Source organism: Streptomyces kunmingensis (genome assembly GCF_039533535.1).
Lineage (GTDB): Bacteria > Actinomycetota > Actinomycetes > Streptomycetales > Streptomycetaceae > Streptomyces > Streptomyces kunmingensis.
This window is the reverse complement of the sequence record NZ_BAAATS010000019.1, coordinates 291,715-310,109: the sequence shown is the minus strand read 5'-3', so window position 1 is coordinate 310,109 and position 18,395 is coordinate 291,715. Positions and strand designations below refer to the sequence as shown.

The following is an 18,395-nucleotide window of genomic DNA, read 5'->3' as shown; positions in this document are numbered from 1 at the left end:
GGGCTAGCCGTCAACTGGCTCCGGAAGGCGGTGAATTGCGACCCGAAGGGCGGCGCTCAGCCCCGAGCCCCCAGATAGTGATGCAGAACACCCGCCAGCTCCGTACACCACCGCCCCACCTGCGCCCGCCGCCGAGCCCGCACCCGGCACTCGTACACAGGCCCGTCGACCGTCACGGCGCTCACGGACAACCCCCCGTCCAGCGGATGGAACTGCACCGTGCGCAGGCGTGACCAGGGCAGTTCGATGCCGTGCGGGCCCATTTCGAAGTGGACCCCCTCGGGATCGACGACCAGTCCGTTGAACTCATCGGCCGCAACGAATTCCGGCCCGCCCGCCACCACCGGCGGCCCGAACATCGGCGGCGGCGCCCCGAACCCGCCCACCGGACCGCCCTGTTGCCCGTATCCCTGCGTCACGCCCACCCAGCTCCTAGCTCTGGCCCCTCCGCAGAGGCCCGTAGGAACTCATCCCACCACCTCCACCTCGTAGAAGCAGAAGTGCCCCTTGATGGCGGCCACGTCCGTCTTCGGTTCGGGGTACGACCAGACGGCGTCGGGAGCGTCCGGCAGCGACCAGTAGGAGGCCGTTCCCTTGAAGGGGCAGTACGTCGTCGTGTCCGAGGGGGTCAGGAGGTCGACGGCGACGTCCTCACCCGGGAGGTAATAGCGCACGGGACAGCCCGTCTCGCGCAACAGCAGCGGCCGCGCGCTCTCGGCGAGCACCTGCCCGTCCCGCACCACGCGCACCCGCTGCGAACCGTGCTCGATCGTGATCTTGTGTCCAGGAGTCATACGGGGTTCAGCGCCGATGAAGCCGCCGTTCTTCCCCGAACACAGCCCCGTACCGTGGAGCCCATGAACATCTGCGTCTTCCTCTCCGCCGCCGACCTCGACGACCGCTACACCCGTCCCGCCCGCGAGTTCGCCGAGCTGCTCGGCAAGGGCGGGCACACGCTCGTGTGGGGCGGTTCGGAGAGCGGGCTCATGAGGGTCGTCGCCGACGGGGTGCAGGAGGCGGGAGGGCGGCTCATGGGGGTCTCCGTCGACTTTCTCGCGGCCAAGGCGCGTGCCGTCACCGCGCCCGACGAGATGGTGATCGCCAAGGATCTCGCCGAGCGCAAGGCGTTGCTGCTCAAGAAGGCCGACGCTGTTGTGATCATGGTGGGTGGCACGGGGACGCTCGACGAGGCCACCGAGATCCTCGAGCTGAAGAAGCACGGCAAGACCACCATGCCGGTCGTGCTGCTCAACAGCGCCGGGTTCTACGACGGCCTCAAGGAGCAGTTCCGGCGCATGGAGGACGAGGGTTTCCTGCCGATCCCCCTCACCGACCTGGTGTTCTTCGCCGAGGAGCCGGTCGGTGCCGTGGCCTACCTGGAGGAGTCGCAGGGCGTCGAGTAGCGGTCGAGTAGTGCGAGCATGGCGGCTATGACAGGCACTGCTACCCATGTGATCACCGGCGCCGGTTCCGGCATCGGCGCCGCCGTCGCCCGCCGCCTCCACGCGCGCGGGGACGAACTGTTCCTCCACGCGCGCGACGCGGGCCGCGCCAAGGAGCTCGCCGCCGAGTTCCCCGGTGCCAGAACGCTCGTCGGCGACCTCGCCGACCCCGACAAGCTGTCCTGGGCGTTCTCGCACCAGTCGCTGCCGGGCCGGATCGACTCGCTGCTGCACATCGCCGGCGTCGTCGACCTGGGCGCCGTCGGGGACCTCACCCCGAAGACGTGGCGCCACCAGCTCAACGTCAACCTCATCGCCCCGGCCGAGCTGACCCGCCACTTCCTGCCCCAGCTCCGCCTCGCCCAGGGCCACGTCCTCTTCGTGAACTCCGGCTCCGGCCTCAACGCCGGGCCCGAATGGTCCGCGTACGCCGCCTCCAAGCACGGCCTGAAGGCCCTCGCCGACTCGCTGCGCCACGAGGAGCACGGGAACGGGGTGCGGGTCACCTCCGTCTATCCCGGCCGCACAGCGAGCGCCATGCAGGCCAAGGTGCACCAGCAGGAGGGCAAGGAGTACGACCCGTCGCGCTGGATCGACCCCGAGTCCGTCGCCACGACGATCCTGATGGCCCTCGACCTGCCGCGCGACGCGGAGGTCAACGACCTGACGGTGCGCCCGGGACGCTGACCTGACAGAGAACACCGACGCCGACGTTACGTACCCTTCCTGAGTGAGCGAAAAGAGCGACTTCAGGTGGGGGCCGGCCACAGGCGTCGGTTCGATGCCCGGCGGCGATGCCCGAGAGGCCGCCAAGACCGTCACCGGTTCCTTCGAGGGCCCCGAACAGGGGATGCCGTTCCTCGCCGAGCTGCCCGCGCGCGGCCCCGGCGCCGACATGATCGGCCGGACCGCCGGGCTGCTCGTGGACCTGTACGCGCGCGTGGAGCCCAGCGGCTGGCGCCTCGGCGACCGGCCGGGCCGTGACACCAGGCGCGCATGGTCGTGGCTGGGCGAGGACCTCGACGCCCTGGAGGAGTTCACGCAGGGGTACGAGGGCCCGGTCAAGGTGCAGGCCGTCGGGCCGTGGACCCTCGCGACGGCCCTGGAGTTGAGGAACGGGCAGGCCGTCCTCTCCGACCCCGGCGCCTGCCGTGACCTCGCCGGGTCGCTCGCCGAGGGCCTGCGCTCCCATCTCGCCGACGTCCGGCGCCGTGTCCCCGGTGCCCGGATCGTTCTCCAGCTGGACGAGCCCTCCCTCGTCGCCGTCCTGCGCGGACAGGTCAAGACCGCCAGCACCTACCGCACGTACCGCGCCGTCGACCGCCAGCTCGTCGAGAGCACCCTGCGCGACGTCATGGCGGCGGCCGGGGGCGACCCCGTCGTCGTCCACTCCTGCGCCCCCGACGTGCCCTTCGCGCTGCTGCGCCGAGCCGGGGCCGACGCGATCTCGTTCGACTTCTCCCTGCTCACCGAGCGTGACGACGAAACGATCGGTGAAGCGGTCGAGGGCGGTACCAAGCTTCTGGCCGGTGTCGTGCCCGGCATCGACAGTCCATTGTCAGACCCTGCCGGTAGCGTCATGGGTGTCAGGACGCTGTGGCGCAGGCTGGGGCTGAATCCGGGGTCGCTCGCGGAGGCGGTCACGGTCACCCCGTCGTGCGGACTCGCGGGCGCCTCACCCGCGTACGCCCGTGCGGCGCTCGCCCACTGCGCCCGGGCAGCAAGATCACTCGCGGACAACCCTGAGTGACCGGGGACCGAAGGCAACGGGAGGACGAGACGGTGGCTGCCGGAAACGCCGAACACGGACGGGCCGGGAAGATCGACCAGGTCGCCGGGCAGAGCCCCGTGCCTCCCAAGGCGCGGGACGAGCACGGCCACCTGGCCGACCAGATCGAGGAACACCGCTTCCGGTACTACGTGAAGGACGCACCGGTCGTCTCGGACGCCGAGTTCGACAAGCTGCTGCGCTCCCTGGAGGCGTTGGAGGAGCAGTACCCGGAGCTGCGCACCCCGGACTCGCCGACCCAGAAGGTCTCGGGGGCCTACGAGACGGAGTTCACCGCCGTCGAGCACCGCGAGCGCATGTTCTCCCTGGACAACGCCTTCGACGACCTGGAGCTGGCGGCGTGGGCCGAGCGAGTCGCCAAGGACGTCGGCGCCCCCGGCTACCACTTCCTGTGCGAGCTCAAGATCGACGGTCTCGCGGTCAACCTGACGTACGAGCACGGGCGGCTGACCCGCGCGGCCACCCGCGGCACCGGCAGCGTCGGCGAGGACATCACGCCCAACGTGCGCACGATCGCGGACATCCCCGACCGCCTCAAGGGCGACCGCGTCCCCGCCCTCGTCGAGATCCGCGGTGAGATCTTCTTCCCCATGGAGAAGTTCGACGAGCTGAACGCGCGGCTGGTCGAGGCGGGCGACAAGCCCTTCTCCAACCCTCGGAACGCGGCGGCGGGATCCGCGCGCATGAAGGACCCGCGCGTCACCGCCACCCGCCCCCTGCACATGGTCGTCCACGGCATCGGCGCCCGCGAGGGCCTCGACATCGACCGCCTGTCGGAGGCGTACGACCTGCTCCGCGAATGGGGGCTGCCCACCGCCAAGCACAACAAGGTCGTCGACGACCTCGACGGCGTGCGCGCGTTCATCGCGTACTACGGCGAGAACCGGCACTCCGTGGAGCACGAGATCGACGGCGTCGTCGTCAAGCTCGACGAGATCCGCCTCCAGGGCCGCCTCGGCTCCACCGCGCGCGCCCCGCGCTGGGCCATCGCCTGGAAGTTCCCGCCCGAAGAGGTCAACACCAAGCTGGTCAACATCCGCGTCAGCGTGGGGCGTACGGGCCGGGCCACGCCGTACGCGCAGGTGGAGCCGGTGACCGTGGCGGGCTCCGAGGTCGAGTTCGCGACGCTGCACAACCAGGAGGTCGTGAAGAAGAAGGGCGTGCTCATCGGGGACACCGTCGTCATTCGCAAGGCGGGTGATGTGATCCCCGAGATCCTCGGGCCCGTCGCCGACCTGCGGGACGGCAGCGAGCGGGAGTTCGTGATGCCCGCCGAGTGCCCTGAGTGCAATACCCCGCTGCGGGCCATGAAGGAGGGCGACAAGGACCTGCGGTGTCCCAACGCCCGTGGGTGTCCTGCCCAGTTGCGCGGGCGCCTCTTCTACCTCGGTGGCCGCGAGTGCCTGGACATCGAGAACTTCGGACAGGTCGCCGCCGCCGCGCTCACCGCCCCGCTGGAGCCGCCCGAGCCGCCCGTCGTCGACGAGGGCGACCTGTTCGGCCTCTCCATCGAGCAGCTGCTGCCCATCAAGGCGTACGTCCTCGACCCGGACAGCGGGCTGCCCAAGCGCGACCCGAAGACCGGCGAGGACAAGGTCGTCACGGTCTTCGCCAACCAGAAGGGCGAGCCGAAGAAGAACGCGGTCGCGATGCTGGAGAACATCGCGGCGGCCAAGGACCGCCCGCTGGCCCGTTTCCTCAACGGGCTCTCCATCCGGCACGTCGGCCCGGTCGCCGCCCAGGCGCTGGCCCGCGAGTTCCGCTCCATCGACCGCATCGACCAGGCCACCGAGGAGGAGCTCGCCGCCACCGACGGGGTCGGCGGGATCATCGCCGCGTCCGTGAAGCAGTGGTTCGCGGAGGACTGGCACCGCGAGATCCTGCGCAAGTGGCGCGAGGCCGGTGTGCGCACGGAGGAAGAGGGCGCGGGTGAGGACGAAGGGCCCCGGCCGCTCGAAGGGCTCACCGTCGTCGTCACCGGCACGCTGCAGAACCACACGCGGGACGGGGCGAAGGAGGCGCTGCAGAGCAGAGGCGCCAAGGTCACCGGTTCCGTTTCCAAGAAGACGTCGTTCGTGGTCGTCGGGGAGAACCCAGGGTCCAAGTACGACAAGGCCATGCAGGTGAAGGTTCCGGTTCTGGACGAGGACGGATTCGAAGTCCTGCTCGATCAGGGCCCCGAAGCCGCCGCCGAAGTGGCACTTCCCGTAGAAGAACCGACCACGGAGTAGCGGTTGAAGGCCACCCGTTCGGCGCATACCAGATGCATACGGGTGGCCAGGTCGCATTCGGGCAACAGCGGTCGGGCGCGACCGTCTGGTGCCCGTGAAAGCCTTCTGCGGCCTACTGTTGAGGGTGTGCGTCTGCCGTGTCCTGCTGCGGATGGGGCAAATCCTCCGGTTCTCGGAAAACCGGGGGAGCGGGCAGTGGATGTGGGCACCGCCGGCTGTGAGAGGGACGGGAATGGAACCGACCGAGAGCGCTGCCCCGGACTCACGGCTGCGTCCGCGCCGACGCGCGCGGCGCGGGCAGACGCACGGTGGCGGGGGCGACAGCAGCGAGAGCGGTCGCGGGGAGAACGAGCGCGGTGATGTGGTGAACTGGCGCAATTGGTGGCGCGAGGCGGGACGCGGCTTCATCCGCCCCGACCGAGACCGGGCCCGGACAGCCTTCGGCAGGACCCGCGGGCCCGCGGGCCCCGGAGCTCCGACCACCGGAGCCGGCCCCGGCGGGACCGCGCGCGGCGGCGAGCGCCACCCGACAGGCCCAAGGACCGCGAACGGTTCGGGACCGCTGTCCAGGACGGCCAACGGCACGGCGTCCGCGGGACCGCCCCCGGCCGGCACCATCGGCGTCGCGACCCCGGCCAGCAACCAGCACGCGGGGCAGCCCGACAGCACCTCCCGGGCCGCGGCGCTGCCGCTACTGCCCGGCGTGATCGTCACCCTCGCCGCGGTCGTCCTCGGCGCCGGGTTCTACCGCGCCTTCGCCGGCCACCACGCACTCTTCCCGTCCGGCACGATCGGCTGGTCGCTCGCCGTACTGACCGGGATCATCGTCGGCCATCTCGTCGCGCTCGGCCGCGACCGCTGGTGGGGCGGCACCGGTTCCGGCGCCGCGCTCACCCTCGCCGTGCTGCTCCTCTACGGCTGGGTGCCCGCCGGGATGGTCAGCCTCACCGTCGTCGTCCTCGTCGGCGCCGCACGCCGGCACCGCTGGCGACAGGGCGTCCTGCACGGCGCGATCGACATCCTCGGGATCGGCGCGGGCGCCCTCGTGCTGGCCGCGTTCGGCCGCGTACCGTCCGTCGAGACCCCGTGGCAGCCGGAGACCTGGACCTTCGCCGCCGTGCCCGAGGTCGTGCTCGTAGCGGCCGCGTATTTACTCATCACCCGCGCCCTGCTCTGGTACGTCCACGCGCCGCGCCCCTCAGGGCTGCCGACGGTCGCCCGGACGGCGCTGATGCGCCAGGGACTGGTCGGCGTCGCACTGCTCGGCATCGCGCCCCTGGTCTGCGTCGTGGCGATCGCCCTGCCGGTGCTGCTGCCGCTGTTCGCGATCCCGCTGGTCGCGCTCGACTCCACGCTGTGGATCGCGCGGGCCCGCGCCGAGGAACAGCTGCGCGACCCGCTCACCGGACTGCCCAACCGGCAGTGGCTCCTCGAGCGCACCTGGACGGCGCTGGACGACGCCGAGCGGATCGGGGCACGCAGCGCGCTGATGCTGATCGACCTCGACCGGTTCCGGTCGGTCAACGACACGCTCGGCCACCTCGCCGGTGACCGGCTCCTGTTGCAGATCGCCGATCGGCTCAGAGCCGCTCTGCCGCGCGGTGCGGAAGCCGCGCGGATCGGCGGCGACGAGTTCGCCGTGCTGCTGCCGGTCGCCGACTCCACGACGTCCGCGTCACGCGTCGCCCGCAACCTCGTCGCCGCGCTCGGCTCACCGCTCGACCTGGACGGGCTGACGCTCGTCCTGGAGGCCAGCGCCGGGCTCGCCGTCTTCCCCGACCACGCGCTCGACGCCGAAGGACTGCTGCGGCGCGCCGACGTCGCGATGTACCAGGCCAAGCGGGACCGCAGCGGGGTGGAGGTGTACGAGTCGAAGCGGGACTCCAACACCCCCGACCGGCTCGGCCTGTTGGGCGATCTGCGGCTCGCCCTCGACGCCGGGGACGTGGAGCTGCACTACCAGCCCAAGGTGCAGTTCGACGGCCAGGTCGCCGGGCTCGAAGCGCTCGTACGGTGGGTGCATCCGGAGCGAGGGAAGGTTCCTCCGGACGAGTTCATCGCCATCGCCGAGTCGTCCGGACTCATGCCGCACCTGACCGAGTACGTCCTGGACACGGCGCTCGCCCAGGTCGCGCGGTGGCGGGCGCAGGGGCTGCACGTGCCGGTCGCGGTGAACGTGTCGCCGAGGGACGTGCACACCCCCGGCTTCGCGGGCGCCGTCGCCGCGCGGCTCGCGCGGCACGGGGTCCCGGCCGGCTCCCTGCAGTTGGAGATAACGGAGCATGTGCTCCTGGAGGACCCGCAGCGGGCCGCGGACACCCTCGCCGGGCTGACCGGCCACGGCGTGAAGATGTCCCTGGACGACTTCGGCACCGGCTACTCCTCCCTCGTCCACCTGCGGCGGCTGCCGGTGAGCGAGCTGAAGATCGACCGCTCGTTCGTGGCCCGCCTCGCCGTGGACAACGAGGACGCGGAGATCGTCCGCTGCACGGTCGACCTGGCCCACTCGCTGGGCCTGCTCGTCGTAGCCGAGGGCGTCGAGGACGACGAGACGTGGGAGCGGCTGCGCGACCTCGGCTGTGACGCGGTGCAGGGCTGGCTCGTCGCCGCCGCGATGCCGCCGGACGAGACGACGGCCTGGCTGCGCGCCCGCGGTTCCCGCGGCTGGCAGCGGGAGTCCGCGGCGCTGCCGGCGGTCACCGGGGAGGAGCCCCGCCCTCTGAACTGACGGCGGGGCCGGGCCCGGGACCGGGCATGGTGTCGGGACCCATAGGATTGAGCCCAAACCACACACTCCCACCCAGAGGATCGCTGCATGCCTGGCATCACGCGCGAGGAGGTCGCCCACCTCGCCCGGCTGGCGCGTCTGGAGCTGAAGCCCGAAGAGCTCGACCACTTCGCCGGCCAGCTCGACGACATCATCGGCGCGGTCGCCCGCGTCAGCGAGGTCGCCGACCAAGACGTACCCCCGACCTCCCACCCGCTGCCGCTGACGAACGTCATGCGCGCGGACGAGGTCCGTCCGTCGCTCACCCCCGAGCAGGCGCTCTCCGGCGCCCCGGCCCAGGAGCAGCAGCGTTTCAAGGTGCCGCAGATCCTGGGGGAGGACTAATCACCATGACGGACATCATCAGGCTCACCGCCGCCGACACCGCCGCGAAGATCGCCTCCGGCGAGCTCACGGCCGTCGAGGTCACCGAGGCCCACCTGGCCCGGATCGAGGCCGTCGACGAGAAGGTGCACGCCTTCCTGCACGTCGACCGCGAGGGCGCGCTCGCGCAGGCCCGCGCCGTCGACGAGAAGCGCGCCAAGGGCGAGAAGCTCGGCCCGCTGGCCGGCGTCCCGCTCGCGCTGAAGGACATCTTCACCACCGAGGGCGTGCCGACCACGGTCGGCTCCAAGATCCTCGAGGGCTGGATCCCGCCGTACGACGCGACGGTCACGAAGCGGCTGAAGGCCGCCGACGTCGTCATCCTCGGCAAGACCAACATGGACGAGTTCGCCATGGGGTCCTCCACCGAGAACAGCGCCTACGGCCCGACCGGCAACCCCTGGGACCTCACCCGGATCCCCGGTGGCTCCGGCGGCGGCTCGTCCGCAGCCCTCGCCGCCTACGAGGCCCCGCTCGCCATCGGCACGGACACCGGCGGCTCGATCCGCCAGCCCGCCGCCGTCACCGGCACCGTCGGCGTCAAGCCCACGTACGGCGGCGTCTCGCGGTACGGCATGGTCGCGTTCTCCAGCTCGCTCGACCAGGGCGGGCCCTGCGCCCGTACGGTCCTGGACGCGGCGCTGCTGCACGAGGTCATCGCCGGGCACGACCCGCTCGACTCGACGTCCATCGACGCGCCGGTCCCGCCGGTCGTCGAGGCCGCCCGCAACGGCAGCGTCCAGGGCATGCGCGTCGGCGTCGTCAAGCAGTTCCGCGGCGAGGGCTACCAGGCCGGCGTCGTGCAGCGCTTCGACGAGTCCGTCGAGCTGCTGAAGTCGCTCGGCGCCGAGATCGTCGAGCTGGACTGCCCCACCTTCGACCTGGCGCTCTCCGCGTACTACCTGATCGCGCCGTCCGAGTGCTCCTCGAACCTCGCCCGGTTCGACGCCATGCGCTACGGCCTGCGGGTCGGCGACGACGGCACGCACTCCGCCGAGGAGGTCACCGCCCTTACCCGTGAGGCCGGTTTCGGCGACGAGGTCAAGCGCCGCATCATCCTGGGCACGTACGCGCTGAGCTCCGGCTACTACGACGCGTACTACGGCAGCGCCCAGAAGGTCCGCACGCTCATCACCCGCGAGTTCGAGGCGGCCTTCGAGGACGTGGACGTCATCGTCTCGCCGACGACGCCGACCACCGCCTTCCCGATCGGCGAGCGCGCCGACGACCCGATGGCGATGTACCTCGCGGACCTGTGCACCATCCCGACCAACCTGGCCGGCAACGCGGCCATGTCGCTGCCCTGCGGCCTGGCCCCGGAGGACGGCCTGCCGGTCGGCCTGCAGATCATCGCCCCCGCCATGAAGGACGACCGCCTGTACAAGGTGGGTGCCGCCGTCGAGGCCGCCTTCGTGGAAAAGTGGGGGCACCCGCTGCTTGAGGAGGCTCCGTCGCTGTGAGTGCCATGGCAAAGAAGGCCAAGAACTTCAAGAAGTCCAAGACCGGCGTCTACGTCTCGCTGGCCAGCACCGCCTTCGGCGCGATCAGCGTCGCGAAGCAGGCGAAGCTGGCCCGCAACGAGAACGACACGCTGCGGCTGATCGACGCCGCCGTGTCCGCCGCCGCCATCGCTACCGGCCTGGCGATCCTCTACCGGGAGCTCAAGCGCCTGGGCGACGACGACGTCCTGCTGGGCTGAGAGGGATAGTTTCACCGTGACTGCCACGACTGACCTGGTGTCGTACGAGGAAGCCCTCGCGACGTACGACCCCGTCATGGGCCTCGAGGTCCATGTCGAACTCGGCACCAAGACGAAGATGTTCTGCGGCTGCTCCACGGAGCTGAAGCAGGACGCCAACAGCCAGACCTGCCCGACCTGTCTCGGCCTGCCCGGCGCGCTGCCGGTCGTGAACGAGATCGGCGTCGAGTCCGCCATCAAGATCGGCCTCGCGCTCCACTGCGAGATCGCCGAATGGTGCCGGTTCGCCCGGAAGAACTACTTCTATCCGGACATGCCGAAGAACTTCCAGACCTCCCAGTACGACGAGCCGATCGCCTTCAACGGCTACCTCGACGTACAGCTGGAGGACGGCGAGGTCTTCCGCGTGGAGATCGAGCGCGCCCACATGGAGGAGGACACCGGCAAGTCGACGCACGTCGGCGGTGCCACCGGCCGCATCCAGGGCGCCTCGCACTCGCTGCTCGACTACAACCGCGCGGGCATCCCGCTCATCGAGATCGTCACCAAGCCGATCGAGGGTGCAGGGGAGCGGGCCCCCGAGGTCGCGAAGGCGTACGTCGCCGAGCTGCGCGAGGTCATCAAGGCGCTCGACGTGTCCGAGGCCCGGATGGACAAGGGCCAGATGCGCTGCGACGTGAACCTCTCCCTGCGCCCGCACGGGCGCGAGGAGTTCGGCACGCGCTCGGAGACGAAGAACGTCAACTCGCTCCGTTCCGTGGAGCGCGCGGCGCGCTTCGAGATCCAGCGCCACGCGGCCGTCCTGAACGACGGCGGCACGATCGTGCAGGAGACCCGTCACTTCCACGAGGAGGACGGCTCCACCACGTCGGGCCGCATCAAGGACAACGCCGAGGACTACCGGTACTTCCCGGAGCCCGACCTGGTGCCCGTCGCCCCGTCCCGCGAGTGGGTCGAGGCGCTGCGCGCCGAGCTCCCGGAGCTGCCGCTCGCGCAGCGCAACCGGCTGATCGAGGAGTGGGGCATCACCGCCCACGACATGCAGTCGATCCGCAACGCCGGTGCCATCGGCCCGATCGTCGCCACGATCAACGCCGGTGCGGACGCGGCCTCCGCCCGTAAGTGGTGGATGGGCGAGCTGGCCCGCGGCGCCAACGAGCAGGGCGTCGACCTCGGCGCGCTGCCCATCACGCCCGAGCAGGTGGCCCGCGTCTCCGAGCTCGTCGCGAAGGGCGACCTCAACGACAAGCTGGCCCGCCAGGTCATCGACGGCGTCCTCAAGGGCGAGGGCACGCCGGACGAGGTCGTCGACAAGCGCGGCCTGAAGGTCGTCTCCGATGAGGGCGCGCTTTCCACCGCCGTGGATGAGGCCATCGCCGGGAACGCGGGGATCGTCGCCAAGATCCAGTCCGGCAAGGTTGCCGCTGCCGGTGCCCTTGTGGGGGCCGTGATGAAGGCGACCCGGGGTCAGGCGGACGCGGCTCGCGTCAAGGAACTGATCCTGGAGAAGTTGGGCGTCAGCGAGGGCTGAGCCTTCTTGTTCCGGAGGGGCTGGATCTTTTCCAGCCCCTCCGGCGTTTGAGGAGCGGGGTCCGGGGCGGAGCCCCGTGGAACGGAGCAGCGCACTGAGTACGACCTCGGCCGAGATCCTGGCCACAGGCCTTCTCCTGGCGACCCTGGCATGCGTGGTCCTGCGACCCCGCAACTGGCCCGAGGCAGTCGCCGCCGTACCCGCCGCCGCGATCGCCATCGGCCTGGGAACCGTCACCCCCGCCCACGCCTGGTCCGAGACCAAAGAGCTGCTCCCCGTCGTCGGGTTCCTCGCCGCGATCCTGCTCCTGTCGCAACTCTGCGCCGACGACGGCCTGTTCAGAGCGGCCGGTGACGTCGTCGCGCGGGTCTGTCACGGCAGCCCGAAGCGGATGCTCGGCGGGGTCTTCGCCGTGGCCGCCGCGGTCACCGCCGTGCTGAGCCTGGACGCCACCGTCGTCCTGCTCACCCCGGTCGTCTTCGCCACGGCCACCAGGATCGGCGCCCGCCCGCGCCCGCACCTCTACGCGAGCGCCCACCTCGCCAACTCGGCGTCGCTGCTGCTGCCCGTCTCCAACCTGACGAACCTGCTGGCGTTCGCGGCGAGCGGGCTGACCTTCAGCCGGTTCGCGGGGCTGATGGCGCTGCCCTGGCTGGTCGCCGTAGGCGTCGAGTACGCGGTGTTCCGCCGGTACTTCGCCGACGATCTCGCGGCGCCCGCGCACGAGCCAGAGCCCGGGGAGGAGACCGGCGTCCCGGTGTTCACGCTCGTGGTGCTGGCGCTGACGCTCGCCGGGTTCGTCGTCACGTCGTTCGCGGGCATCGAGCCGCTGTGGGCGGCGCTCGCGGGCGCGCTCGTGCTCGGCGCCCGTTCGCTGGCGCGGCGCCGCAGCACCCCGGGCGAGCTGGTCAAAGCCCTCAACCTGCCCTTCTGCCTCTTCGTCCTCGCCCTCGGCATCGTGGTCAGGGCGGTTGCCGACAACGGGCTCGGGGACGGGATCGCGCACGTCCTGCCCGACGGATCGTCGCTGCCCGCGCTGCTCGCGATCGCCGGTGTGGCCGCGGTGCTCGCCAACCTCATCAACAACCTGCCCGCGATCCTCGCCCTGCTGCCGGCCGTCGCCCCGGCAGGCCCCGGCCCGGTGCTCGCCGCGCTCATCGGCGTCAACCTCGGCCCGAACCTCACGTACGTGGGCTCCCTGGCGACGCTGCTGTGGCGGCGCATCGTGCACGCCCACGGCACGGAGCCCGAGCTCGGTGACTTCACCCGCCTCGGACTGCTCACGGTGCCGGCCACCCTGCTCGCCTCGACGGTGGCCCTGTGGGCCGGCCTGGCGCTCCTCGGCTGACAGCCGAGAGCAGTTGGACCTTTGTTCCGGATGCTTGGACGTTTACGTTTCGGCTGGTTCTCGTACTTCCCAGGGACATCTGGCGTGGCTACCGTCCCCGCCGAACCAGTCAATGGGTCAGTTGCAGACCATTACGTGCGGAGGTCGTCCCGTGTCCCCGGAGTCCCCTGAGTTGTCCCGCAGACGTCTCATGGCCGTCGGCGGGGGCGCGCTCGGCGCCGCCGCCGTCGGATCCTTCCTGCCACCCTCGCTGCAACAGGCCCTCGCCGCTCAGGCCGAGCACGGCACGCCGCCCCGGGGCGGCCTCGACGCGATCGAGCACGTGGTGATCCTGATGCAGGAGAACCGGTCCTTCGACCACTACTTCGGCACCCTGCGCGGAGTGCGCGGCTTCGGCGACCGCAACGCGATCCGGCTGCCCGGCGGCACGAGCGTCTTCGAGCAGCCGGGTGCGCTGCGCACCGTCCTGCCGTTCCCCGTACGGGAAGCGGCGCGGACGCAGAAGAAGGACCTCCAGTACATAGGCGCCCTCGACCACTCCTGGTCCGGCGGCGCCAAGGCCTGGCACGACGGCTGGCACGACGGGTGGATCACCGCGAAGACCGCGGCCACGATGGCGTACTACACGCGCGAGGACATCCCCCTGCACTACGAACTCGCCGACACCTTCACCGTCTGCGACGCCTACCACTCCTCCATCCACTCCTCGACCAGCCCGAACCGCAACCACCTGTGGAGCGGGAAGACGGGCTTCGAGCCGGGCGGCGACCGGGCGGTCGGCAACGACGCGTACGACGAGGGCACGCACCCCGGCTACGACTGGGGCACGTACGCCGAACGCCTGGAGAAGGCGGGCGTCAGCTGGCAGACGTACACCGAGTGGGAGAACTTCACCGACAACCAGATCGAGTTCTTCACCACCTTCAAGGCCATCGCGAAGAAGGTGCTGGCCGGGACCGGTCTCACCTACATGGAGGCCTTCTACGCGAAGGTGCGCGACGCCGCCGACGAGGAGGAGCGGGCCGCGCTGCTCGCCACCCTGGACCAGGGCGTCGCGACGCTGAGCAGGAGCGAGCGGTCCCTGTTCGAGCGGGCGCTGCGGCGCGTGCCGACGGGGAAGCTCGCCGAGACGTTCGCGCGCGACGTCGCGCGCGGAAAGCTGCCCCGCGTCTCCTACCTCGTACCGTCCGCGGTGGACTCCGAGCACCCTTCCGTCTCCTCGCCGGTCCACAGCGCGACCATCGTCTACAAGGTGCTGGACGCGCTCGCCTCGCACCCCGACGTGTGGCGCAAGACCGCCGTCTTCATCAACTACGACGAGAACGACGGGTTCTTCGACCACGTCCCGCCGCCCGTACCCGGTCCGGACGTCACACAGGAGCACTGGCAGGGGCTGCCCACCGGGCTCGGCGTGCGCGTGCCGATGCTCGTCGTCTCGCCCTGGACCGTCGGCGGATACGTGTGCTCGGAGGTCTTCGACCACACCTCCGTGATCCGCTTCCTCGAACAGTGGACCGGCGTGCGCGAGCCCAACATCGGCGCCTGGCGCCGTCAGGTCACCGGTGATCTGACCGGTGCCTTCGATTTCAGGCACAGCCACCGGCAGCCCGAGGTCGAACAGCCCGGCGCCATTCCCGAGTTCAGCGGCCGCTGGGCCCCGCAGCCGCCGCTGAAGCAGTCGATGCCCGTGCAGGAGCCCGGCACCCGGCGGGCCCGCGCCCTGCCGTACCAGCCGGACGCCCACGCGCGCGTGCACGAGGGGAAGCTGACCCTCAGCCTCGTCAACGAGGGCAGCTCCAGCGCGCACTTCGCGCTCTACCCGTACGCGGGAGAGTTCGCGGCGCCGCGCCACTTCGACGTGGTCCGCGACGCGACCGTGCCGGTGCGCGAGGGCGCGTACGACTTCGTGGTCACCGGGCCGAACGGTTTCCGGCGCGAGTTCCGCGGGCGTACCGACTTCGGGGCCGACGTCACGACGACCGTGGACGCACGCGCGCGCGTCGTGCGCATCCGGCTGCGCGGCACGGGGGAGAGAGCCAGGACGTTCACCGTAGGGAAGCGGACGGTCGTCGTCCGGCCCGGCCGGACCGTCACCGTGGTGCACGAGACGGAGAAGGCGCACGGCTGGTACGACGTCGAAATCAGCTCCGGCGACGCGTTCCACCGGCGCCTGGCCGGGCATATCGAGAACGGACGGCCGAGCGTCTCCGGCTGACCGGAGCCGCCGGCGTTCGGCCTGTGAGTAAACCCACGAAAGCGACAAAGGATCACTTCTGCCTGCAAGAGTGACTGGCTCTTGCTCAAGTGTTCTTTGCGGGCTGGTTCAGCTGATTTCACCCGATCACCGACTGCTCCCGGTAAAGATCCACAAAACCCCCAGGGAGCACGTCCGTGGCCGCACTCGCACGGTGGTGTGTCAGGCACCGGCTCGTCGTCGTTCTGCTGTGGCTGCTCGCGCTCGGTGCCACGAGCGCGGCGGCCGCAGTCGCCGGGTCCGCGTACTCGAACGACTACGAGGCACCCGGCACCGAATCCGGCCGGGCCACCCAACTGCTCGACGAGGGCTTCTCCGGCCTCGGCGGCGACAGTGACACCGTCGTCTGGCACGTCGACGGCTCCACCGTGCGCGCCGCCGACGTCGAGACGACGATGAGCAACACGCTGGACGAGATCGGAAGACTGCCCGGCGTCTCGTCCGTCGCCACCCCGTACGACACCCAGGGCGCGGGCCGGATCAGCGCCGACGGACACACCGCGTACGCCACGGTCACCTTCGAGCGGCAGGCCGACGACATCCCGCGGAGCCAGGCGCAGGCCGTCGTGGACACGGCGCGCGACGCCGAGGCGCACGGACCCGACGGCCTGCGGGTGGAGCTCGGCGGCAGCGCCGTCGCCCTCACCGAACCCACATCGGGGCACCTCTCGGAGATCATCGGCGTCGTCGTCGCGGCCGTCGTGCTCTTCCTCGCCTTCGGCTCGCTCGCCGCAGCCGCGCTGCCCATCGCCACCGCGCTGATCGGCGTCGGTACCGCCTACGCGGGCATCGTGCTGCTCGGCCACGCCATGACCGTCGCGGACTTCGCGCCGATGCTCGGGATGCTCGTCGGACTCGGCGTCGGCATCGACTACGCGCTGTTCATCGTGACCCGGCACCGGCGCGGGCTGAAACGCGGCCTGCCCGTCGCGGTCGCCGCCGAACAGGCCGTGGCGACCACCGGACGGGCCGTCGTCTTCGCCGGCGCCACCGTCTGCATCGCCCTGCTCGGCATGCTGATCCTGCGGCTCAGCTTCCTCAACGGCGTCGCCATCGCCGCGTCCGTGACCGTCCTGCTCACCGTCGCCGCCTCCGTCACCCTGCTGCCCGGCCTGCTGTCCTTCATCGGGATGCGGGCCCTGTCACGGCGCGAGCGGCGCCGGCTCGCCGCGCACGGGCCCGCACCGGAACTGCCGACCGGGCTCGCCGCCCGCTGGGCCGCCTTCGTCGAGCGCCACCCGAAACTGCTCGGCGGTATCGCCCTCGCCGTCATCACGGTCCTCGCGCTGCCCACCCTCTTCCTCCACCTCGGCACCTCCGACCAGGGCAACAACGCCAAGTCCAGCACCACCCGGCAGGCCTACGACCTGCTCGCCGACAGCTTCGGGCCCGGCGTGAACGGACCGCTCACCCTGGTCAGCGATGTGGACGGCGCGAAGGACAAGCTCGCGCTCGGCCGGCTCGCCGGAGAGCTGCGCTCCACCGAGGGCGTCGCCGCCGTCTCCCCGGTGACGTACAACCACGACGACAGCACCGCCTACCTCACCGTCGTACCGACCTCCGCACCCCAGTCCGACGCGACCAGCGCGCTCGTCGACCGGCTGCGCGACGACGTCGTCCCCGACGCCGAACAGGGCAGCTCGCTGGAGGTCCAGGTCGGCGGCGTCACGGCGAGCTACGACGACTTCGCCGAGGTCATCATCGGCAAGCTGCCGCTGTTCGTCGGCGTCGTGGTCGGGCTCGGCTGCGTCCTCCTGCTGCTCGCGTTCCGCTCCCTCGGCATTCCGCTCAAGGCCGCCGCGATGAACGTCGCGGCCGTCGCCGCCGCCTTCGGAGTCGTCGTCGCGATCTTCCAGTGGGGCTGGGGCAGCGAGCTCCTCGGGCTCGGCAGATCCGGCCCGATCGAACCGTTCCTGCCGGTCATCATGGTCTCGGTCCTCTTCGGCCTGTCCATGGACTACCAGGTGTTCCTCGTCAGCCGGATGTACGAGGAGTGGCTGGAGACCGGTGACAACCGGCGGGCCGTCCGGATCGGCCTCGCCGAGACCAGCCGCGTGATCAACTCGGCGGCCGTCATCATGATCTCGGTCTTCCTGGCCTTCGTGCTCAGCGGGGACCGGGTGATCGCGATGTTCGGCATCGCCCTGGCCGCCGCGGTCGCCGTCGACGCGTTCATCCTGCGTACGCTCCTCGTCCCCGCCCTGATGCATCTGCTCGGCGGCGCCAACTGGTGGCTGCCCAAGTGGCTCGACCGCTGCCTGCCCCGCCTCAGCATCGAGCCGCCGGAGTGCCGGGCCGCCGCGGGTGCGAAGATCCCCGTGCAGCGTGGCGCGGCGGACGGCGCGCTGGACGACGTGACCACGAAGGAGCCCGATGTACGCGATACCGCTGGGTGACGGCAGCGCCGAACTGCGCCCCCTGGAGTCCTGGCACGCGGAGGAGCTCCTCCGTCACTTCGACCGCGGCCGGGAGTTCATCGGTCGGTTCATCCCGTTCGGGAGGGACGCCACGGACACCGACTCGGCGCGCGCCCTCATCCAGCGGTACGCGGCCAAGCGCGCCGCGGACAGCGGCAGCCTGCACGGCATCTGGCTGGACGGCGAACTCGTCGGCGGCGTCCTCTTCCGGACCTTCGACGCCACGGCCGGCACCTGCGAGATCGGCTGCTGGCTGGAGCCCGCGGCCACGGGGCGCGGCCTCATCACCCGCGCGGCCCGGGTCCTCGTCGACTGGGCCATCGAAGAGCGCGGCATCCACCGTGTCGAGTGGATGGCCGCGGCCGGCAACACCGCCAGCCTCAATGTCGCGCGCCGCCTCGGGATGCGGCGGGACGGCGTACTGCGCGGGGCGGTCCACCACGACGGAGTACGGCACGACGAAGAGATCTGGTCCGTCCTGGCGCCCGAGTGGCGCGGCGCGCGCGACGCGCACAAGAAACATTAAGAAAGCT

15 protein-coding genes are annotated in these 18,395 nt (G+C 71.0%); 13 read left to right on the top strand and 2 right to left on the bottom strand.

Annotation, left to right across the window (positions count from 1 at the left end; all coding sequences use genetic code 11):
* Positions 1-56: 56 nt before the first annotated feature.
* Both ABD366_RS25725 and ABD366_RS25720 read right to left on the bottom strand, forming a co-directional pair.
* Positions 57-425 (bottom strand): hypothetical protein, encoded by a 369-nt coding sequence (locus ABD366_RS25725; protein ID WP_324769546.1) that lies wholly within the window; start codon positions 423-425, stop codon positions 57-59.
* A 42-nt stretch (positions 426-467) separates the two neighbouring features.
* Positions 468-794, bottom strand: a complete 327-nt coding sequence (locus ABD366_RS25720; protein ID WP_324769545.1) for a DUF427 domain-containing protein — start codon at positions 792-794, stop codon at positions 468-470.
* A 63-nt stretch (positions 795-857) separates the two neighbouring features.
* Between ABD366_RS25720 and ABD366_RS25715 the strand changes: the two genes are divergently transcribed.
* The 13 genes from ABD366_RS25715 to ABD366_RS25655 all read left to right on the top strand — a co-directional run bounded on the left by ABD366_RS25715 (position 858) and on the right by ABD366_RS25655 (position 18,388).
* Positions 858-1,403, top strand: a complete 546-nt coding sequence (locus ABD366_RS25715) for an LOG family protein (protein WP_324769544.1) — start codon at positions 858-860, stop codon at positions 1,401-1,403.
* 27 nt (positions 1,404-1,430) lie between these two features.
* On the top strand, positions 1,431-2,129 hold the full coding sequence (locus ABD366_RS25710) for an SDR family oxidoreductase (protein WP_324769543.1): 699 nt from the start codon (positions 1,431-1,433) through the stop codon (positions 2,127-2,129).
* Positions 2,130-2,172: 43 nt separating this feature from the next.
* Positions 2,173-3,192: a methionine synthase gene (locus tag ABD366_RS25705; protein ID WP_324769541.1), complete on the top strand. Its 1,020-nt coding sequence runs from the start codon at positions 2,173-2,175 to the stop codon at positions 3,190-3,192.
* Between the two features lie 71 nt (positions 3,193-3,263).
* Positions 3,264-5,462: an NAD-dependent DNA ligase LigA gene (gene ligA, locus ABD366_RS25700; RefSeq protein WP_324769592.1), complete on the top strand. Its 2,199-nt coding sequence runs from the start codon at positions 3,264-3,266 to the stop codon at positions 5,460-5,462.
* Positions 5,463-5,694: 232 nt separating this feature from the next.
* Positions 5,695-8,190 (top strand): EAL domain-containing protein, encoded by a 2,496-nt coding sequence (locus tag ABD366_RS25695; RefSeq protein WP_324769539.1) that lies wholly within the window; start codon positions 5,695-5,697, stop codon positions 8,188-8,190.
* 87 nt (positions 8,191-8,277) lie between these two features.
* Positions 8,278-8,574, top strand: coding sequence for an Asp-tRNA(Asn)/Glu-tRNA(Gln) amidotransferase subunit GatC (gatC, locus tag ABD366_RS25690; protein ID WP_018531282.1), 297 nt, complete (start codon positions 8,278-8,280; stop codon positions 8,572-8,574).
* A 5-nt stretch (positions 8,575-8,579) separates the two neighbouring features.
* Positions 8,580-10,073 (top strand): Asp-tRNA(Asn)/Glu-tRNA(Gln) amidotransferase subunit GatA, encoded by a 1,494-nt coding sequence (gene gatA, locus ABD366_RS25685; protein ID WP_324769538.1) that lies wholly within the window; start codon positions 8,580-8,582, stop codon positions 10,071-10,073.
* A gap of 5 nt (positions 10,074-10,078) precedes the next feature.
* Positions 10,079-10,312, top strand: coding sequence for a hypothetical protein (locus ABD366_RS25680; RefSeq protein WP_324769591.1), 234 nt, complete (start codon positions 10,079-10,081; stop codon positions 10,310-10,312).
* A gap of 16 nt (positions 10,313-10,328) precedes the next feature.
* The gene (gene gatB / locus ABD366_RS25675) at positions 10,329-11,843 is read left to right on the top strand and encodes an Asp-tRNA(Asn)/Glu-tRNA(Gln) amidotransferase subunit GatB (RefSeq protein ID WP_324769536.1); all 1,515 of its coding nucleotides are present in this window, start codon (positions 10,329-10,331) and stop codon (positions 11,841-11,843) included.
* 94 nt (positions 11,844-11,937) lie between these two features.
* Entirely contained in the window at positions 11,938-13,191 is a 1,254-nt protein-coding gene (locus ABD366_RS25670; protein WP_411293720.1) for an SLC13 family permease, read from the top strand.
* 112 nt (positions 13,192-13,303) lie between these two features.
* Positions 13,304-15,406, top strand: coding sequence for a phosphocholine-specific phospholipase C (locus ABD366_RS25665; RefSeq protein ID WP_324769534.1), 2,103 nt, complete (start codon positions 13,304-13,306; stop codon positions 15,404-15,406).
* Between the two features lie 176 nt (positions 15,407-15,582).
* Positions 15,583-17,841: an MMPL family transporter gene (locus ABD366_RS25660; RefSeq protein WP_324769532.1), complete on the top strand. Its 2,259-nt coding sequence runs from the start codon at positions 15,583-15,585 to the stop codon at positions 17,839-17,841.
* The gene (locus ABD366_RS25655; protein ID WP_324769530.1) at positions 17,819-18,388 is read left to right on the top strand and encodes a GNAT family N-acetyltransferase; all 570 of its coding nucleotides are present in this window, start codon (positions 17,819-17,821) and stop codon (positions 18,386-18,388) included. The genes ABD366_RS25660 and ABD366_RS25655 overlap by 23 nt, the downstream gene beginning before the upstream one ends.
* The last annotated feature ends 7 nt before the right edge of the window (positions 18,389-18,395 follow it).